The sequence below is a fragment of the Methylobacterium sp. Leaf104 genome (genome assembly GCF_001422885.1).
Classification (GTDB): Bacteria; Pseudomonadota; Alphaproteobacteria; order Rhizobiales; family Beijerinckiaceae; genus Methylobacterium.
Genome location: NZ_LMMZ01000013.1, coordinates 15,800 through 36,023 on the forward strand (window position 1 = coordinate 15,800; position 20,224 = coordinate 36,023).

Genomic DNA, 20,224 nt, shown 5'->3' on the forward strand with positions numbered 1-20,224 from the left:
GTTCCATGGAGGGTCGGGGCCCGGAGCTGAGGGCCCCAGCCATCGCAGGTGACGATTCGATCCGAGCCCGCCGATCCAAGCCCGGCCGAGGAGATTCCGATGATTGCCGCAGGTCCGTTCCGCTGGCTGCTCACCCTCGTCGCCATGGTTTCGCCGTTCGCCGCGGGACCCTGCGGCGCCTCCGGCAAGGCGGGTCTTCAGCCGGATGCCGACGCCCACGTCGTGTATCGGCACTACCTCTAGGGCGCGGTTCCGGGCCGCCTCCGGCCTCGGGCGCCGGACAGGCGCGGACGCGGAGCCTCGCGGGTGGAGCGGGGGGCGCCGCGCGGTTCCGAGGACGGACGAGACCGGCCTGTCACCGGCGCGGGTCGTCCGCCGATGGCGCGTCCGGCGGATGGTGATACAGGTCGTCTCGTCACGGACGTCCGAAGCGGGCACGGGTGGCGCCGCTCGTCCGTGACGGCCCCGGCCTGCATGGCCTCGTGCCCCCTCCCTTGCGGCCTGGGGCACCCGTTCGACACCGTGAGCCCGCGATGAGCCCTGCCGATCCGGTGATGTCCTCCCCCCGCCCCTTCGGCGCGTTCCTGGACCCGCGGAGCGCGCCGGCGACCCTGCGTCGGCGCCTGACCGCGGAGACGCGCGCGCCCGAGCCGGACCGGGTCGCGGCCTGCCTCGACGCGGTGTCGACGACGCCCGAGGCCGCGGCGGAGACCGCGTGCCTCGTGCACCATCTCGTCGGACGCCTGCGCGCCGAGGGGCCGGGCGGCGGGGTCCAGGACCTGCTGCGGGAATACGCCCTGTCGACCCACGAGGGCGTGGCGCTGATGTGCCTCGCCGAGGCGCTGCTGCGTATCCCGGACGCGGAGACCCGCGACGCCCTGATCCGCGACAAGATCGGGCACGGGGACTGGGCCGCCCATCTCGGGCACAGCCCCTCGCTCTTCGTCAACGCGGCCACCTGGGGGCTCGTGATCACCGGGCGCCTCGCGGTCTCCGCGGACGCGGCCGGCCTGTCCGGCAGCCTGACCCGCCTCGTCGCCCGGGGCGGCGAGCCGCTGGTCCGCGCGGGCGTGCACCAGGCCATGCGGCTGATGGGGGGTCGGTACGTCTGCGGCGAGACCATCGGGCAGGCCCTGCGCCAGGCCCGCCGCCAGGAGGCGCGCGGCTTCACCCATTCCTTCGACATGCTCGGCGAGGCGGCGATGGACGCGGCCGATGCGGCGCGCTACGCGGCCGACTACACGCACGCCATCCACACCATCGGGGCGGCCTCGGCCGGGCGCGGGCCGTTCGCCGGCCCCGGCATCTCGATCAAGCTCTCGGCCCTGCATCCGCGCTACGTCCGCGCCCAGCGCGACCGGGTGATGACCGAGCTGCTCCCCCGCGTCGCCGCCCTGGCCCGCCTCGCCCGCCGCTCCGACATCGGCCTCAACATCGACGCGGAGGAGGCCGACCGCCTCGACCTCTCCCTCGACATCCTGGAGGCCCTCTGCGCCGATCCGGCCCTCGGCGGCTGGGACGGCCTCGGCTTCGTGGTGCAGGCCTACCAGAAGCGGGCGCTGACGCTGATCGCGGTCCTCGTCGACCTCGCCCGCCGCTCCGGGCGCCGCCTCATGGTCCGCCTCGTCAAGGGCGCCTACTGGGACAGCGAGATCAAGCGCGCGCAGGTGGCGGGCCTGGAGGACTTCCCCGTCTTCACCCGCAAGGTCCACACCGACCTGTCGTACCGCGCCTGCGCGGAGCGGATGCTCGCCGCGCCCGACGCGCTCTTCCCGCAATTCGCCACCCACAACGCCCAGACCGTGGCCGCCCTCCACACCCTGGCGGGACCCGACTTCCAGATCGGGCGCTACGAGTTCCAGTGCCTGCACGGCATGGGCGAGGCGCTCTACGACGCGGTGGTGGGGCCGGGCGGGCTCGACCGACCCTGCCGGATCTACGCACCGGTGGGGACCCACGCGACGCTGCTGGCCTATCTCGTGCGCCGCCTCCTCGAGAACGGCGCCAATTCCTCCTTCGTCAACCGGGTCACCGATGCGCGCGTGGCCGTGGCCGACCTCGCCGCCGACCCGGTCGCGCTGGTGCGGGCCGCGCAGCCGCTCGGCGCCCCCCATCCGGCGATCCGCAGGCCCCGCGACCTCTTCCCCGACCGGCCGGCGGCGCCCGGCCTCGACCTCGCCGACGAGCAGGACCTCGCCGACCTCGCGGGCAGCCTGGCAGCGGAGGGCGCGCAGCTCTGGCGGGCGGTGCCGATGCTGGCCGAGGCCGAGCGCACCGGGCCGGCCCGCGACCTCCGCAACCCGGCCGACCGGCGGGACCGCGTCGGCACCGTGGTCGAGGCCGGGCCGGATCTCGCGGCGGAGGCCCTGGCGCAGGCCGGGGCCGGGACGGCCGCCTGGGCCGCGCTGCCGGGCGCGGCACGGGAAGCGATCCTGGTGCGGGCGGCCGCGGCGCTGCGCGCGCGCCGGCCCGCGCTGATCGGCCTCCTCGTCCGCGAGGCCGGCAAGTCGGCCGCCAACGCGCTGGCCGAGGTGCGGGAGGCGGAGGACTTCCTGCGCTACTATGCCGGGCAGGCCCGGGACTTCGCCCCCGACACCCACCGGCCCCTCGGGACCGTCGCCTGCATCAGCCCCTGGAACTTCCCGCTGGCGATCTTCACCGGCCAGGTGGCGGCGGCGCTCGCCGCCGGCAACGGGGTCCTGGCCAAGCCCGCCGAGGAGACCCCGCTGGTCGCCGCCGAGGCGGTGCGGATCCTGCGCGCGGCCGGGGTGCCGGCCGGCGCCCTCCAGCTCCTGCCCGGCGGCGGCGAGACCGGGGCCGCCCTCGTCGCCGATCCGCGCGTGAACGGGGTCCTGTTCACCGGCTCCAGCGCGGTGGCGGCGGGCATCCGGGCCGCCCTCGCGGGACGCCTGAACCCGGATGGCCACCCCGTGCCCCTGGTGGCCGAGACCGGGGGCCTCAACGCCCTCGTGGCCGATTCCTCGGCGCTTCCCGAGCAGGTCGTGGCCGACACCCTGGTCTCGGCCTTCGATTCCGCCGGCCAGCGCTGCTCGGCCCTGCGCCTGCTGGCGCTGCAGGAGGACATCGCCGACCGGACCCTGGCCATGCTGAAGGGGGCGCTCGCCGAGTGCCGGGTCGGCAACCCGGACCGGCTGGCCACCGATATCGGGCCGGTGATCGGCGCCGAGGCCCGCGACGCCATCGAGGCCCACGTCGCCGCGATGCGCGCCGCCGGATACCCCGTGCACCGGGCGCCCCTGCCGGATGCCTGCGACCGGGGCCACTTCGTCGCCCCGACCGTGATCGAGATCCCGTCCGTCGCCGCGCTCACGCGCGAGGTCTTCGGCCCGGTGCTGCACGTGGTGCGCTTCGAGCGCGCGGCGTTCGACGCGACGATCGCGGCCGTCAACGCCACCGGCTACGGCCTGACCTTCGGGGTCCAGAGCCGCCTCGACGCGGCGATCGCCCGGGCCTGCGCCGCGAGCGAGGCGGGCAACCTCTACGTCAACCGCAACCTCGTGGGCGCCGTCGTCGGGGTGCAGCCCTTCGGCGGGCACGGCCTCTCCGGCACCGGCCCCAAGGCGGGCGGTCCGCTGATCCTGCGGCGCCTCCTGTCCGCCGCCCCGGCCGGAACCGGCCTGGCCCCCGGGCCGCCCGCTCCGGCGGCCCGGGCCTGGGTCCGGTGGCTGCGCGAGCAGGGCCGGCACCGGGAGGCCGAGGCCGCCGCGGCGCTGATCGCCCAAAGCCCCGTGGGCGGCGAGCGCCTGCTGCCGGGACCGGTGGGCGAGGAGAACCGCTACGGCCTGCATCCGCGCGGCACGATCCTGTGCCGGGCGGAGACCGGGCCGGGCCTCGCGGCCCAGGTCGGCGCGGCGCTGGCCACCGGCAACCGCGTCGTTCTCGGCCCCTCCGGGCCGGCCGAGGCGCTCCTCGCCGCCCTGCCCCGCGATCTGCGCGCCGTCATCGGCGCCGCCGATCCGGAGACCGAGGCGGATGCGGTCCTGTGGGAAGGCGGGTCCGAGGCCCTGACGGCCTTCGCCTTGGCCCTGGCCGCCCGCCCCGGGCCCCTCGTGGCGATCCACCGGCCTCGCCCCGATCCGGCCGCCGGCACCGCGGCCTATCCGGTCGAGGGGCTGGTCCGCGAGCGCGTGGTCAGCCACAACACGGCGGCCGCCGGCGGCAATGCCAGCCTGATGGCCCTGGAGGATTGAGGCCCGCCCGCGCGGCCGCGGCCGGAACCCTTTGATCCGCGAGGTCCTGGGGTCGGGAGTGAGCGCCCAGGTTGCAATCGGGCGCCAAACCCGCGACCCTGGCCGCCCGCGTCCCCACCCCGGAAGCCTCCCGAGGCCCCTCGCCCCCGCAGAGTATGTCCGCGTTCACCTTCATCCATGCCGCCGACCTGCATCTCGGCAGCCCGCTCAGCGGCCTCGCCCTCAAGGACCCCGACATCGCCCGGCGCTTCGCCTCGGCCGGGCGCCGGGCCTTCGAGGATCTCGTCACCCTGGCGATCGAGCGGGGCGCCGCCTTCCTGATCGTGGCCGGCGACGTCTATGACGGCGACTGGTCCGACAACACGATCGGGCTGTTCTTCGCCCGCCAGGTCGCCCGCCTCGACCGGGCCGGAATCCCGGTCATCCTGGTGCGCGGCAACCACGACGCCGAGAGCGTCATCACCCGCTCGATCACCCTGCCGGATTCCGTGCGCAGCTTCCCGACGACCCGGGCCGAGACCCACCGCCTCGAGTCCCTCAAGGTGGCGCTGCACGGGCGCAGCTTTCCCAACCGGGCGGTGGAGGAGAACTACGCCCTCACCTATCCGGCCGCCCTGCCGGGCTGGTTCAACATCGGCATCCTGCACACCTCCTGCACCGGCCACGCGGCGCACGCCACCTACGCCCCCTGCTCGGTGGCGGACCTGGCGGGGCGGGGCTACGCCTACTGGGCGCTGGGCCACGTGCACGAATATGCCGAGCTCGCCCGCGACCCCTGGATCGTGTTCCCGGGCAACCTCCAGGGGCGCAGCATCCGCGAATCGGGGGCCAAGGGCGCCGTCGCCGTGTCCGTCGCCGACGGACGGGTGCAGGGCGTCGAGCGCCTCATCGTCGACCAGGCCCGCTTCCATGCCCTCGACGTCGATCTCGCCGGCGTGGCCGACGAGCGCGCGGCGGTCGCCGCCGTGGAGGCGGCCCTGCGCCCCCTCGCGGAGGCCGCAGCGGCGCGCCTCATCGCCGTGCGGGTGCGCCTGCGGGGGGAGACCCCGGCCCATGACCGCCTGGCGGCCGACCGCGACGGGCTCACCGCCGAGATCCAGGCCGCGGCCCACCGCATCCACGAGGACATCTGGCTGGAGCGCCTGAAGATCGAGACCGCCCGTCCGCGCCGGCCCGTCGCCGAGGCCCGCCCCGAGGCCTTCGCGGCCATCGACCCCGCCACCCTGCTGGCGGCGGTGGACCACGAGCCGGAATTCCGCGCCCGTGCCCGGGCGGCCCTCGCCGAGATCGCCGCCAGGATGCCGGCCGGCCTCGCCGCCGAGGACGACCTCGCCGCCGACCTCGACGCCCTCTGCGCGGAGGCCGAGGCGGTGATCCTGGGACGCCTCTCCGGGCGGACCTGCTAGAACCCGGCCCGAACCCGCCGGCCCCCGAGATCCCGCACCGAGGAGGTTTGTCCGATTTCCAGCTCGTCTCTCTCGCGCCCGCCCCTGCGCCTGCGCGCCCTCGCGAGCCTCGTCGCCGCGACGGTGCTGCTGCCGCTCGCTTTCGTGCTGCTCGGGCTCTGGGAGGGGCGCCGGGCCGAAGACGACCGGGCCGCCTTCGCGGCCGAGCAGGCGCGCCTGTCCGCGATCGTCGCGGATCTCGCCGCGCGGACGCCGCGGGACGGGCGCGTCGATTTCCGCCTGCAGTTCCGCCAGGGCGGCCAAGTCTACGGCGGACCCCTCGCCCTCGACAAGGCGCGCACGGCCGAGGACCAGGCCGCGACCCTGACCACGCTGATGGACTGGCGCCGCCTGTTGCCCCCCGTCGTGGTGGCGGGGGGCGGGCTCGCCGCGCTCCTCTCGGTCCTGGTGCTGCTGGCCGGTGCCGCGCTCGGCTGGGTGGGCCGCGGCTCGCGCGACGCCCTGGTGGGCGGCTTCTCCCTGGTGCGGCGCCTGCTGCCGGCGACCCTCGCGCTCCAGATCCTGGCGGCGGCCGCCGCGACCGTCACCGCCGTGATCTTCGAGGCGGGGCTCCTGGCGCAATCCGGCGTGAGCGGCCATGGGATGAAGCTCCTGGGCATCGCCGCGGTCGCCGTGGGGGCGATCCTGTGGGCCGCCGGCCGCACGGTCCTGGGCCTGCGCCGGGCGCTGGCCGCCTTCGAGCCCGACCCGCTGCCGATCTTCGGCCGCCGCGTCTCGCCGGCCGAGGCGCCCGGGCTGTGGCGCCTCACCGAGGGCCTCGCCGAACGCCTCGGCGCCCTCAGGCCGGAGGCCGTCGTGGTCGGCCTCACCGGCGGCTTCTTCGTCAGCGCCGGCCCGGCCGTCCTCGAACCCGGCGGCGAGCGCCTGACCGGCCGGATCCTCTACCTGCCCCTGCCCTACCTCGCGCTGATGCGGGGCGACGAGGTCGCGGCGATCATCGGCCACGAGCTCGCCCACTATGCCGGCGGCGACACCGCCTACAGCCAGCGCTTCCTGCCGATCTATGCCGGTGTCGGGCGCTCCCTCGACGCCGTGGCGGCGGGCCACCAGGGCTCGCTCGGGCTGCTCGGTCCGTCCCTGCGCCTCGGCCTGTTCGTGATGGAGCGCTTCCACCTCGCCGTGCGCCACTGGAGCCGGACCCGGGAATTCGCGGCCGACGCGGCCGGCGCGGGACTCACCACGCCGGAGGCCGCCGCCCGCGCGCTGCTGCGCACCGGGGCCGTCCAGCCGCGCATCGCCGAGGCCCTGGACGCGGCGGCCGAGACGCCCGGCGGGGCGCCCGCCGACCTCGTGGCCGCCGCCCTCGACCGCGCCGTCGCCCGAGGCCTCGACGATCCGGGCCTGCACCTGGAGGCGGAGCAGGCCCACCCCACCGACACCCATCCGCCGACCCGCGAGCGCGTGGCCGCCCTCGGCGTCGCCCTCGACCCGGACCTCCTGGCGCGGGCCGCCGCCACGCCGCCGCCCCACGCCCTCGGGCAGCTCGGCGGCTACTTCGCCGATCCGGCCGGGCTCTGCCGGGGCGCGACGGCGGATTTCCTCGGGGCGGTCCGGGACCACGAGGTGGCGGTGCGGGCCCACCTGGAGGCGACGGCGGAGTCCGTCGACGAGGCGGACTGGGTGCTGCGCGACAACAGCCGTCCCGGCGCCATCGTCCTGCTGGCGGCCGGCGGCCTGTTCGCCGTCGCGGCCCTGGGACTGGCCGCCTTCGGCTTCCCCGGCCTCGCGACCGGGCAGGCCGGCCTCGTGGCCGGGGTGACGCTCGCCCTCGGCGCCCTCCTGGGCGCGCTCGGCGCCTACGCCCTGTGGCGGGGGGAGCGGACCACCCTGATCCTGCGCCCCGAGGGGCTCGCCGTGCCCGGCCTCGACCGCACGATCGCCTGGGGCGAGATCGCCGACCTCGACATGACGGTGAATCGGACCGGCCTCGTCACCCGCCTGCTGCTGTCCCCGCAGACGCCATTCCCCGGGCGCGTGCCGGGCGGGCGCGGCCTGACCCTCGACCCGAAGCGCCGGATCGTCACGATCGCCCTCGGCCTGCCCCGCCGGATGACGCCGCAGGACTTCGCCGACGCGATCGGCCGCTACCGGGCCATGGCGGAGGCGCGGCGGCTCCTGGCCGAGGCCGATGCCGGACCCGCCGACCGGCGCCCGCCCGTCGCGCCCGCTCCCACGGCTGCCCCCGTTCCCCCCTCCCTGCCGTCCCCCGCCCTGGGCTGGATGAACGCGTTCTGGGTCCTGTTCGGGGTCGCGTGCCTCGGGGCCATCCTGGTGGCCTGCGCGGTCTACACCGCGCCGGTGGTGGCCTCCGACTGGCAGGTCCGCGCGAGCGCACAGCCCGTTCCCGGCGCCAGGGTGCGCGACGGCTCCTGCAGCGCCAAGCTCGTCCTCCACATCTGCGATGCGACGCTCAGCCTGCCCGCGCCCGGCGGCGCGGTGACGCGGCGGGTGAACTACGTGTTCGCCGGGCTGCAGGCCGGCGAGGTCCGCCTCGCGGTCCTGGCCGACCCGGCGCGACCGGACCTCGTCACCACCGATCTCGGCCTCGACCGGCTCTGGAACCGGACGGTCACCCTCCTGGTCATCGCGCTCCTGATCGTGGCCTGCATCGGCGGGGCGATCGCGTCCCTGGTCCGCAGCCGGCGTGAATCCCGGCCGGCCGCCGGGTGACGCCGCGCCGGTCCGTCCCGGCGCTTGCGGATGGTCCCGGCCGGGACCAAACGTCGGACCACGACTTCCAGACCCGCACCTCCGCAAGGTTCCGATGCGTCTCCTCTCCCTCGCCCTCGAACGCTACGGCCCCTTCACGGGCCGCACCGTCACGTTCCGCGAGGATGCGCGCCTGCACGTGGTGCTGGGGGCCAACGAGGCCGGCAAGAGCTCGGCGCTGAGCGCCGTCACCGACCTCCTGTTCGGCATCGAGACGCGCACCCGCTACGACTTCCTCCACGACATGCCGCAGATGCGGATCGGCGCCGAGATCCGCGCCGCCGACGGGCGCCGCCTCGGCTTCCGGCGGCGCAAGGGCAACCGGAACACCCTCGTGGACGCCGCCGACGGCCCCCTGCCCGAGGACGCCCTGGCGCCCTTCCTCGGCGGCCTCTCCCGCGAGGTGTTCTGCCGCGCCTTCGGCCTCGATGCCCGCGCCCTGCGGGCGGGGGCGGCCGAGATGATGGATGCCGAGGGCGAGGTCGGCGCCAGCCTGTTCGCGGCGGCCTCGGGCCTGCGCGGCTACAGCGGCCTCCAGGCCGAGCTGGAGGGCGAGGCCGCCGACATCTTCATGCCGCGCGCCGCCCAGAGCCGGACCTTCTACCAGGCGCTTGGCCGCTACGACGAGGCCCGCAAGGCGATCCGCGCCGGGGAGTTGCGGGCGGGCGACTGGCGCGACCTCAACGGCGAGATCGAGGCGGCCGGGGCGGCGCTGGCCGCCCTCAAGGCGGAGCGCGGGCGCATCGCCGCCGAGCAGGCCCGGCTCACCCGCCTGCGCCGGGTCGGCCCCCTCCTCCAGGCCATCGATGCGGCCGCCGCCCGCGCCGAGGCCGAGCCCGACCTGATCGCGGTGCCGGAGGCCTGGATCGACCGCCTCGGCCAAGCCCTGGCGGCGTTGCGGACGACGGCGGAGGCCGCGGCCCGCACCCAGGCCGCCGCGGCGGAAGCGGCCCTGGTGCTCGAGCAGGTGCCGGTGGACGAGGGCGTGCTCGCCCGGGCCGACGAGATCCTGGAGGCGTTCCGCGGCACCGACCGCTTCGACAAGGGCGGCATCGACCTGCCCCGCATCCAGGGCGAGGCCGACGCCTTCGCGCGCGAGCTCGCCCAGCTCGCGGCGCGGATCGGCCTGCCCGATGCCGAGGCCCTGCGCGCGCGCCAGCCCTCCGACGCGGCCCGGGCTCGCATCGAGGGCCTGATCCGCGCCGGCCGCGAGGGCGCCGCCACGATCGCCCGCCTGCGCCAGGACCGCGCCGCCCGCCAGGCCGAGCGGGACCGCCTCGCCGCCGCCATGGACGAGGCGGGCGCCCTCGCCGATCCGGCGCCCCTGCGGGCGGACCTCAAGGCCTTCGCAGGCCTGCGGCGCGACCTCGATCGGCGCGACGACCTCGACGCCGCCCTCACCCGCGAGGCGGCCTCGATCCGCGCCCAGGCCGGCCGCCTCAGCCCGCCGATCCTGGACCTCGACGCCTACACCGCCGGGCGCCCGCCCTCGGCCGAGGCGGTGGCGCGCTACCGCCGCACCCTGGACGGGGCCTTGCGCGAGCGCGACCGGGCCGCCGACCGGCTGGCGGCGGCCCGGTCGGCCGTGGCCCGGCGCCGGGCCCGCCTGGAGGCCCGGGCCGCCGGGCGGCCGATCCCGAGCCTGGCCGACCTCCTCGACCTGCGCGCCCGCCGCGACGCCCTCCTGGCCGACCTGCCCGGGGGCGCTCCCGACGCCCTCGCCCGCTTCGGGGCGGCTCTGGCCGCCGCCGACCGGGCGGCGGACGACCTCGTGAGCGACGCGGCCCGTGTTGCCGAACAGGGCGCCGACACCCGCAGCCTCGCGGCCGAGCAGGCCGAGGCCGCCGCGGCGGACGAGGCCCTCGCCGCCTGCGAAACCCGGCTGGCCGAGGGCGCCGCGGCCTGGCGCGCGGCCTGGGCGCCCTGCGGGATCGACCCCGCCGCCCCGGCCGAGATGGCCGCCTGGCTCACCGAGGTCGAGACCCTGCAGGATGCCGCGCAGGGGCTGGAGACCACCCGGCTGGAGCAGGCCCGCATGGCCGCGCGGGCCGAGGCCTGCCGGGCGCCCCTGGCCGATCTCAGCCGCCGGGCGGGCCTGCCCGACCTCGCCGGGCTCGATCTCGGCCGGATGCTCGCCCGCCTCGAGGACCGGGTCGCCGAGCTCGCCCTGCGCTGGGAGACGGTGCGCGAGGCCAAGACCCGTGCCGAGACCGCCGCCGAGCAGATTGCCCGCACGGAGGCGGCCCTCGCCGAGGCCCTGGCCCGCGAGGCCGCCTGGCGCGGCGCCTGGGAGGCCGCCATCGCCGATCTCGGCCTGATGGGCGCAGCCTCGACGGACGAGGCGGAGGCGGCGCTGGCCGCCTGGCGGGCCGTGCCCGCGGCCCTGTCCGAGCGCGACAACCGCCTCGGCCGCGTCAACGGCATCGCTCGCGATATCGAGGTCTATCGCGGGGCGGTGGCGCGCCTGACCGGGGCGGTGGCGCCCGACCTCGCCGCCCTGCCCCCCACCGCCGCCATGAAGGCGCTGCACACCCGCCTGCAGAACGCCCTCAAGGGCGAGTCCCGCCGGGCCGAGCTGGCGCGCCAGCGCGACGCGGCCGAGGCGGCCCGGGCGCAGGCGGCCCGGGCGGCACAGGCCGCGGGCGCCGACCTCGCCGCCCTCATGGGCGAGGGGGCGGCGGCGCTTCCCGCCGGCACCGACCCGGAGACGCTCCATGCGCGCCTCACCGCGCGCCGGGCCTGCCAGGCCGAGCTCGCCGAGCGCCGGGCCGAGCTCGCCCGGGCCGCCGACGGCCTCGCCGAGGCCGACCTCCGGGCGGACCTCGCCGCGCTCACCGGCGACGACATCGAGGGCCGGCTCGCCAATCTCGCGGCGGAGGAGGAGGACCTCGACCAGCGGGGCAAGCTCGCCTTCGCCGACCGCGACCGGCACGAGCGCCGCCGCGCCGAGCTCGAGGGCGGCATCGGCGCCGAGCTGGCGCTGGCCCAGCGCAAGGCGGCGGAGGCCGAACTCCAGGCCAACGCCCGGCACTGGGCGGTGCTGAAGCTCGCGGGCCTGATGCTCGGCACCGCCATCGGCCGCCACCGGGCCGGCCAGCAGGACCCGCTGCTCGCCCGCTCGGGCGCCCTGTTCGGGGCCCTGACCGGGGGCGCCTTCGCGGGCCTCGCGCAGGATTACGACGCCGCCGACACCCCCCGCCTCGCCGGGCGCCGCGCCACGGGCGCGCTCGTGCCCGTGGAGGGCCTGAGCGAGGGCACCCGCGACCAGCTCTACCTCGCCCTTCGGCTGGCCTACCTGGAGGACTACGCCGCCCGGGCCGAGCCCGCGCCCTTCATCGGCGACGACCTCTTCCTGACCTTCGACGACGCCCGCACCGCCCACGGCCTGGAGGCCCTGGCGGCGGTGGGCGACACGATCCAGCCGATCCTGTTCACCCACCACCGCCACGTGGCGGACCTGGCCCGGGCGCGGCTGGGGAACGTGGTGGACGTGCTCGACCTGTGAGGCGCGCCGGGCGGCCCGCCGTTCAGAACCGGTAGCCGAGGCCCGCGCCGACGACGAGCATGTTCAGGTCGACCTCCACCCCCACGCCGCCGAGGCCGTAGGATTGCCTCGGCACGAAGACGTACTTCACCATGGCGTTCGCGAACCAGCGGCCGCCGAGGTGATAGTCGAAGCCGGCCTGGAGCACGGGGCTGACCTGCGACTTGAGCCGGAAATCGGCGATGCCCTTCGCCGGTTGGATCGCCAGGGGCGTCGTCGCGGCGAGGCCGACGCCCAGATAGGGGTTCAGGCGCGCGCCCGGCAGGATGTGGAGCTGCATCATCCCCATCGCCGCCGCGGTCCAGATCGACCCGACCGCGATGTCGCCCACCAGCGTGCCCCGGATGCTCGGGCGGCTCCGGGACGCGCCGGCCTGGACCTCGACGGCGATGTGATCCGTGAGGAAGTAGGAGAGGTCGGCATCCGGGAGGATGGCCACGGGCGTGTCGACCCGTCCGCCGATGAGGTCGATCCGCGAGTGGCGCTCCGTGGGGATCGACCCGGACACGCGGCCGCGGACGAGCCAGTCCCCGGCCCGAAGGCCCGCGACATCGCCCGGCGCGGACGGCTCCGCCGCCGAAGCCGGCTCCGCTGCCGGCAAGAGGGCGAGGAGTCCGACCAGGATCGGGATCGGGCGTAGGGTCAGCGCCGACATGATATCTGCTCTCGGATGGATGCGCCGCGCGATGGCGTCGAGGTTCTCCGCCCCGAGGGGGCGGCCGCGGGGGCGTGCCTCCCGTGGTCTCCCTCTCCGGGAGGCCCATCCTATCGGCCCAAACCTTTTACAGACTATTTATGCCCTGGCATTGTGCCATCTTTAATATGTGCGGGATTAGTCTTCAGGGTGTCCGGTCTTATCTGAAAAAACGTATCGGATTTCAAGAAAAACGCTCACCATCCCTGGTCGACCCGGAATGTCTGGATCGATCGCCGTTTTACGAACCAGTCTAGACATGACAGAGATCCGTGGTCGGCATGTACTTCGAGGCCTTGGGGCTCTCCTGACCGGGAGCGTGTCGTTCCATGACGCTTGATCTCTATACGCTGCACTTTTCCAGCGCGGCCAGCCGGTGCGCCTACGTGTGCGTCTTCCTCGTGCTGGTCCTGAGCCAGCGCCGCCAGACTCATCTCTGGCAGTGGATGGGCGCCATGGGCCTGTCGATGACGGGGTCGTTCGTCATGATGTGGGCGGGGCCGGACGAACTGCCCCCGCTGCCCGTCGCGACGATCGTCTACGGGATCTACGGCGGAAGCCTCGTCCTCGCCTGGACCGGCCTGCGCAGCTTCTTCGGGCGACCGGTTCGGCTAGGGCTCGCCCTCGTCCTCGCGGTCCTCCCCGGCCTGATCTACCCGGCCCTCCACGGGCTCGGCATCTCCACCCGGCTGGCCCTCGCGGCGGTCTTCGCCTGCTGCCTCCTGCCGACCCTCCTCGCCGTGTTCGAGACCGTCCGCCTCTCGGCCGGGGCCGAACGGCTCTGGGCGCAGTCCATCGAAACCGTGGCGTTCGGGTCCTACGCCCTCATCTTCCTGCTCTCCATCGGGATGATGATCGGAACCGATCGGCCGGTCGCCTCGGCCGAGAGCGCGCGCATCTCCATGGTCCTGGATCAGGTCATGGGAGTGTTCATCTACTTCGGCTTCGTCGCGATGACCGCCGAGCGCGCCAATCGCACCCTCCTGCGTCTCGCCGAGACCGATCCGCTCACCGGCCTGTCCAACCGCCGCGGCCTGGAGAAGATGCTGAGCCGTCGCTTCCCGCACCCGGGAGCCGGCGCGGCGGGCGGCGTCCTGATCCTCGACATCGACCACTTCAAGGCCATCAACGACCGCCACGGGCACGAGGGCGGGGACCTCGTTCTGTCGGCGTTCGCGGCCCGGATGACGGCCGTCCTGAGGTCGACGGACATGGTCGCCCGCTGGGGCGGCGAGGAGTTCCTCGTGGTGCTTCCGGGCATCGATGCGAACGAACTCTTCAGCGTGGCCGAACGGTTGCGGGCCTGCATCGCCGACGCGTCGTTTCCCCTCCCGGCCGGCCCCCTGCCGGTGACCGTGAGCATCGGGTGCGCCATGATGTCCCCGGAGGCCGGGACTTTCGAGGACGCGACGCGGCAGGCCGATGCCGCGCTCTACGAGGCCAAGGCCGGGGGGCGGAACCGCGTCTGCCGGGCTCCCACGCCCGCGACGCCGGCCGACGCATCGGCCCCGGCGGACGAGGTGGTCCTCGGCGGCCTGCGCGCGGCCTGAGCCGACCGCTCCTGGCATCGGGTTCGCCGATGGGCTGCCGCCGGTCCGAACGCCCATGTGGGGGCGCAGGCCCTCGTCGCGTCGGCCTGCGGGGCGGGATCATCCGGCCCCGATTGCCCCGACCTCTCCCGGGCATGCCGCCGATGCCCGGGGGCGGCGCCAGACCATGCGGCCGATCAGCAATCCGAGGCGGCGGCAGAACAGGGCGAGGCCGAGGCACCAGGCCAGGCCGGCCAGCAGCGCGCTCGCGAGGGCCGCGAGGCCGGCGCCGAGGGCCAGGGCGCCGCGCCCGAGGAGCGCGAGGGCGGCGCGGGTGCGGGGACCGAGGCGCTCGCCGAGGCGGACCGCGCGGGCGAGGTCGGCGGGGTCCCGGGCGAGCCCGAGCACCTGCATCACCCCGCGCTGGCCGGTGCGGCGGCCGAGGGCGAGGGCGTCGCCCGCGAGGGCCGTCAGGCGCGTCGCCGGGCCGGGGCGGATGGCGAGGCTCGCGGCCGTCCGGGCGCCGGCGAGGTCGAGGCGGGCGGAGGCGCCGACCGCGCGGGCCAGGGCCTCCCCGTCGATGCCGGTGCGCACCGTGCGCCCGAGACTCGCCGCCAGGGCGGGCGAGAGCCGGCCGCCGCGCCGGGCCGCCTTCAGCACGGTCAGGCCCGCGCGCGGGCCCGCCCCCGCCCCGGCCGTCCAGGTCGAGAGGGTGAGCGGCAGGCCGACCAGGGCCATGCCGAGGAGGAGCGGGTCGTAGGGCTCGGCGCGGGCGTAGCGCCCGCCCTCCCGCAGGAGGTCGCGCAGGTCGCCGATCCCGGTGACGTCGGCCGCGAGGGTGCCGGCGAGGCCTGCCATTCCCTCCGCGCTGCCCGAGACCGCGCCGGCGGCGAAGTCCCGCGCCGCGCGAGCGACCCGGCCCTGCGCCAGGGCCTCGGCGCCTGCCCGGCGGGCCGGATCGACGGGCAGGCCGCGGGCCTCGGCCAGTGCCAGGAAGCTCCGGGCCAGGTCCTCGTCCTCCGCCGCGATCGCGGCGTCGAGGCCCGCCTCCAGGCGCTCGGGCGTGGCCGCCCGCTCCAGGCGGATCTCCGCCAGGGCACCGGGATCCTCGGCCGCTGCCAGGAGGCGGCCCGCGAGGTAGGCCGGCGCGAGCACGGGGACCGCCGCGGCCGCCAGGGTCGCGCCGCCCGCGAGCAGGCCGATCCAGCCCGCACCCGCCCGGATCCGGGCCAAGGCGGTGTGCGGGCGCATCCGCCTCGTCGTCGCGCGTCCCGTCGCCGCCTCGTCCATGTCCGCCCTTCGTAGACCTGTCTGCCCTTCCTAAGGCAGGGCCGGGTCCGACGCGATGCCCGCGCGGTGCCCGACGACCCGATGCCTGGGGCGGCTCCGATCGGGCGCGCCGCATCGTCACCCCGGCGGGTCCGGCTCACGGAGGGGCGATCCCGGACCCGGCCGACGCGGCACGGCGCCGGACGCTCAGTCCGTCCGCACCACCGGCATGCGATGCAGGACCCGCCCCTCCGCGTCCCGGATCAGGAGGTCCCAGGGGCCGTCGACATCGAGCAACTCGCCCGCTCCGCGCAGTTCCTCAATGACCAGTTCGGCCTGGTCGATGGCTTGCCCGAGGTCGGCTGCTTCGGCGCCCTTCACGTCGGACATCGTGGTTCGGCCGTCGGTCAGGTCGAAGTGGAAGCGCATCGGGGAAATGGCCCTTGGGAGGCAGGGATCGGCATGGGCCTGACGCCTTCGCTTCCGCTGGCCTGCCGCTCGACCCGCTTCGCATCCCCGTCCGGCCGGGAGGATGCGAAGCGGATCGGAAGCGCCGTGCCGATCAGATGTGTGCTGCGTCGTGGTCGGCGTGGGGTCGTTGCCCGATCCCGGCGTGTTCCGGTGGGAATCGGGCGTCTCGTTCAGGGACGATGCCGTCGCTGGCCCGGATGCGCAATTTAGCTACAAGCAGGTATTGACAACCCCAGGGCGATCATACGTCTTAGTTGTTGCACTGCAAAAACGTCCCGCGACGTTCGGAGAGGCGGATCGATGACGGGCCTCGAGGGGCAGCTTGCGAGTCCGGATGCCGAAGCGCCAACCGGGGGAATCGCGGCGCTTCGCGCGCATATCCGGGCCATTCTCGGACGCCTCAAGCCGGCGCGTCCGACGCCCCCCTGATCGGGCACGAAACCACCCTCGGCACCCGACCCGCTTCCACGCGCCAAGTCTTCCTTGTCACACCAAGTCCTGATACTCGCGCCAAGCCTTACTTCTCGCGCCAGGCCTTGGCGATCTGGTCGGTCAGCGGCTTGGTCAGGTAGCTGAGCACCGAGCGGTTGCCGAGCTGCATGAAGGTCTCGACCGGCATGCCCGGAACCAGGCGGGCCGCGCCGAGACGCTCCTTCTGGTCCTCCGGCACCCGGATGCGGGCGGTGTAGTAGCTCATGCCGGTCTTCGGGTCGGAGGTGACGTCGGCCGAGACCCGCGACACCACCCCGTCGATCTCCGGCGTCGTGCGCTGGTTGAAGGCCGAGAAGCGCAGCACCGCCGCCTGGTCGAGGCGGACGTTGTCGATGTCCTGCGGCTGGATCTTCACCTCCACCGCGAGCTGGTCCGCTTCCGGCACGATCAGCATGGCGGGCTCGGAGGGCGTCACGAGGCCGCCGATGGTGTGCACCGTCAGCTGGTGCACCGTGCCCGACTGGGGCGCGCGCATGTCGACGCGCTTGAGCTGGTCCTCGGCGGCGACGCGCTTCTCGACGTATTCCGACCACTTGCCGCGGATCTCGGCGAGATCCTTGCCGGTCTCGGTGCGCATGTCGCCGTCGATCTGCAGGATCTGCAGCTCGGTCTCGGCGATCTTGCCGCGGGCCGAGGCCGTCGCGGCGAGGAGCTGGCCGCGCTCGCCGTCGAGGCGGGCCGCGTCGCGTTCCAGGGCGTTGACGCGGGCCAGCGGCACCAGGTTCTTGGCATAGAGCTCGCGCACGCCCTGCAGCTCGCCGGTGATGAAGCCGACCTCGCGCGCCTTGGCGGCGACCTGCTCGGTCAGGCCCTTGATCTCCTCGCGCAATTGCTGGACGCGCTCGCGCAGCTGCGCCTTCTGGCCCTCGCGGCCGGCCACGCGCGCGTTGAACAGCCGGGTCTCGCCCTCGATCAGGTGGGCGACGGCCGGATCGCCGTCCCGGCGGGCCAGCAGCTCGGGCGGGAAGGTGATGGCGGCGGCGCCGTCGCGCTCGGCCTCGTCGCGGGCGCGCCTCGCGGCGAGCTCGTCCAGGGCCTTGAGGATGATGTCGAGGTTGGCCCGGGTCTGGGTCTCGTCGAGGCGGATCAGGATGTCGCCGGCCTTGACGCGCATGCCGTCGCGCACCCGCAGTTCGCCGACCACGCCGCCGGTGGGGTGCTGCACCTTCTTGACGTCGGACTCGACCACGAGCTGGCCCGGCGCGATCACGGCGCCGGAGATCTGGGTGAAGGTGGCCCAGCCGCCCACGCCCACCACCAGCACCGCGCCCAGGGCGAGGCTGAGGGCGAGGTGGCGGCGGATCGAGCCCTGGGCTGTGGGCCGCGGAGCCGTGAGGGCGGGCTGCAGATCGATCGGGCTGAGGGCGACGGCCATCATGCACTCTCCTGCAGGGCGCCGGGGGCGGCCCGCTTGTCCATGGGAACCGAGGCCGGGCGCAGCACGCGCTTGAGGACCTCGTCCTTGGGCCCGAAGGCCTGGGCCCGGCCGTCGGACATCATCAGGATGAGGTCGACCGCGCCCAGGGCCGACGGCCGGTGGGCGATGACGACGCAGATGCCGCCGCGCCGCCGGACCCCGATGATCGCCTGGGTCAGGGCGTTCTCGCCCTCGGCGTCGAGATTGGCGTTGGGCTCGTCCAGGATGACGAGGAAGGGATCGCCGTAGAGCGCCCGGGCGAGGCCGACGCGCTGGCGCTGGCCGGCGGAGAGGCCGGCGCCGCCCTCGCCGATGCGGGTGTCGTAGCCCTCCGACAGGCGCAGGATCAGCTCGTGCACGCCCGCCGCGCGCGCGGCCGCGATCACCGCGTCGGACGGTGCCTGCGGATCGAAGCGGGCGATGTTCTCCGCCACGGTGCCGGCGAACAGCTCGACCTCCTGGGGCAGGAAGCCGATATGGGGGCCGAGATCGTCGGCCGACCACTGGTCGAGGGCGGCGCCGTCGAGGCGGACCTTGCCGCGCACGGCCGGCCAGACGCCCACGAGGGCACGCACCAGGCTCGACTTGCCCGAGGCCGAGGGGCCGATGATGCCGAGGCCCTGGCCGGCCTGGAGGGCGAAGCTGACGTCCTGGACCACGAGGCGCGGGGTGCCGGGCGGCGCGACGCTGATCCCTTCGACCTGGAGCGCGCGGGCGGGGGCCGGCAGGGCGTGCGGCTGGGCGCCGGCCGGCATGCGGGCGAAGAGGTCCGACAGGCGGGACCAGGACTGGCGCGCCTGGACGAAGCCCTTCCAGTTGGCGATGGCGAGCTCGGCCGGGGCCAGGGCCCGGGCCACCAGGATCGACGAGGCGATGATGATGCCGGCGGAGGCCTGGCCGTTGATGACGAGGTAGGCGCCCAGCGCCAGCACCCCGGACTGGAGGGCGGTGCGGAACACCTTCGAGCCGGCGCCGTAGCCGCCGGCGATGTCGGAGGCGCGCTGCTGGGACTGCATGTAGTCGCGGTTGGCCAGGGCCCAGCGGGTGGCGAAGCGCCCCTGCATGCCCATGGCGGCGAGCACCTCGGCGTTGCGGCGGCCGGCCTCCGCGAGGCCGTTCCGGCGCAGGCCGTGGGCGGTGGCGGTCTGGGCCGGATGCTTGGTCGCCCGGTCGGTGAGGAAACCCAGGGTCGCGAGCACGGCCGCCCCCACCAGGGCGGCGACGCCGATCAGGGGATGGAACAGGAAGCAGATCAGGAGGTAGATCGGCATCCAGGGCAGGTCGAAGAAGGCGGAGGGACCCGATCCGCCGAGGAAGGCCCGCAGCTGGTCGAGGTCGCGCAGGGGCAGCAGGCCGTCACCGGGGGCCGCGCCCTTCAGGGGGGCGCGCACCACGATGTCGAACACCCGCCCGCTCAGGGATTCGTCGAGCGCCGCGCCGATGCGGGCGAGGACGCGCGAGCGCAGGGCCTCCAGCAGGCCCTGAAAGGCGTAGAGCACGAGGGCGAGGATGCAGAGGCCGATCAGGGTGGGCACCGAGCGGCTCGGGATGACCCGGTCGTAGACCTCCAGCATGAAGAACGAGCCGGTGAGATAGAGCACGTTCACGAGCCCGCTCATGGCGGCCACGCCGATGAACGCCGTGCGGCACTGCGCCAGTGCCGAGACCAGCTCGGCGGATTCCCGGGCCTTCGTCACGATCTGCTTCCTTCCCGGAGGGGCCGGCGCGGTCCGCCCCTCTCGACGACTGCAATGTGAGCGCGACGCTCGGGCCGAAGCAAGCGTTTCGGCACCGGCGGCCGAGGTCCCGCAGGTCTTGAGCCGCCCGGCCTCGGAACTCGTCCGGACCCGATTCTCGTGCCCGGGCGGTGGAGCGAGGCCGGACGAAGCACCGACGACGGCTTCGCTTCGGCGAGGCCGACGCGCATCCCACAGTCATGTGGCAACCGTGTGAAGATGTGGTGAATGGAATTCACCGTCCTGCCGCCGATCCGGTCCCGACGGCGACCACGCCGTCGGCGGAGCCGCGCCGACGATCCCGGTGGATGGCCGGCGCGATGGACTCGTCTGTCCGCCGGCTCCGTGCCAGGTTGCCGGCGTCGAACGCATTCCGGCGTCGCAAGCGCGCGCCGCTGCGGCGGCCCTGCATGCGCGAGCGTCGTAAAAATGTGATGTTGGGTGTTGACGGGCTCCGGCGGCGTCCGTATACCCCGGCTCATCGGCGGCGGCCAACGGGGTTGGCGGCACGTCGGCGCTTCTACAGAGAGATCATCGGATGGGGATCCGGCGCCAAGCTGGATGACCACCTGTTTTCGTCCGTGGTCGTTTTGTGTTCTTTGACAAGTGAATCTGAGAAAGAGAAGCGTGGGCGGCGATTTTGCTCTTGCGGATCCCCTGTTGTGGGGGATTGTGAGACGATTGCT

The 20,224-nt window shown here is 75.0% G+C and carries 10 protein-coding genes and 1 pseudogene; 6 read left to right on the forward strand and 5 right to left on the reverse strand.

The genetic code is table 11. The annotated features are described in order from the left end of the window. The first annotated feature begins 99 nt into the window (after window positions 1–99). From ASF49_RS24200 to ASF49_RS11875, 5 genes and pseudogenes are all read left to right on the forward strand, one after another. Entirely contained in the window at window positions 100–243 is a 144-nt protein-coding gene (locus tag ASF49_RS24200; RefSeq protein ID WP_200930048.1) for a hypothetical protein, read from the forward strand. Between the two features lie 311 nt (window positions 244–554). Continuing rightward, complete coding sequence (gene putA, locus ASF49_RS11860) at window positions 555–4,211, forward strand: bifunctional proline dehydrogenase/L-glutamate gamma-semialdehyde dehydrogenase PutA (RefSeq protein ID WP_243214695.1); 3,657 nt, start codon at window positions 555–557, stop codon at window positions 4,209–4,211. Window positions 4,212–4,366: 155 nt separating this feature from the next. Then, the gene (locus ASF49_RS11865; RefSeq protein ID WP_056472838.1) at window positions 4,367–5,617 is read left to right on the forward strand and encodes a metallophosphoesterase family protein; all 1,251 of its coding nucleotides are present in this window, start codon (window positions 4,367–4,369) and stop codon (window positions 5,615–5,617) included. Between the two features lie 123 nt (window positions 5,618–5,740). Continuing rightward, window positions 5,741–7,849: pseudogene (locus ASF49_RS11870) on the forward strand (M48 family metalloprotease); the annotation flags it as partial. 592 nt (window positions 7,850–8,441) lie between these two features. Then, a complete protein-coding gene (locus tag ASF49_RS11875; protein WP_056472843.1) occupies window positions 8,442–11,891 on the forward strand; it encodes a YhaN family protein in 3,450 nt (1,149 codons plus the stop codon). A gap of 22 nt (window positions 11,892–11,913) precedes the next feature. Here the strand turns inward: ASF49_RS11875 and ASF49_RS11880 are convergent, their stop codons facing one another. Further along, window positions 11,914–12,585 carry an OmpW/AlkL family protein gene (locus tag ASF49_RS11880; protein ID WP_056472847.1) on the reverse strand — a complete coding sequence of 224 codons (672 nt, stop codon included), beginning with the start codon at window positions 12,583–12,585 and terminating at the stop codon, window positions 11,914–11,916. 368 nt (window positions 12,586–12,953) lie between these two features. Between ASF49_RS11880 and ASF49_RS11885 the strand changes: the two genes are divergently transcribed. Continuing rightward, window positions 12,954–14,174, forward strand: coding sequence for a GGDEF domain-containing protein (locus ASF49_RS11885; protein WP_056472852.1), 1,221 nt, complete (start codon window positions 12,954–12,956; stop codon window positions 14,172–14,174). A gap of 99 nt (window positions 14,175–14,273) precedes the next feature. Here the strand turns inward: ASF49_RS11885 and ASF49_RS11890 are convergent, their stop codons facing one another. The 4 genes from ASF49_RS11890 to ASF49_RS11905 form a co-directional block, all read right to left on the reverse strand. Then, the gene (locus ASF49_RS11890) at window positions 14,274–15,404 is read right to left on the reverse strand and encodes a hypothetical protein (protein WP_156652982.1); all 1,131 of its coding nucleotides are present in this window, start codon (window positions 15,402–15,404) and stop codon (window positions 14,274–14,276) included. 225 nt (window positions 15,405–15,629) lie between these two features. Continuing rightward, a complete protein-coding gene (locus tag ASF49_RS11895; protein ID WP_056472859.1) occupies window positions 15,630–15,851 on the reverse strand; it encodes a DUF6894 family protein in 222 nt (73 codons plus the stop codon). 559 nt (window positions 15,852–16,410) lie between these two features. Then, window positions 16,411–17,760 (reverse strand): HlyD family type I secretion periplasmic adaptor subunit, encoded by a 1,350-nt coding sequence (locus ASF49_RS11900; RefSeq protein WP_056472863.1) that lies wholly within the window; start codon window positions 17,758–17,760, stop codon window positions 16,411–16,413. Beyond that, window positions 17,760–19,421: a type I secretion system permease/ATPase gene (locus ASF49_RS11905; RefSeq protein WP_243214718.1), complete on the reverse strand. Its 1,662-nt coding sequence runs from the start codon at window positions 19,419–19,421 to the stop codon at window positions 17,760–17,762. Before ASF49_RS11905 ends, ASF49_RS11900 begins: the two co-directional genes overlap by 1 nt. Window positions 19,422–20,224: the final 803 nt, after the last annotated feature.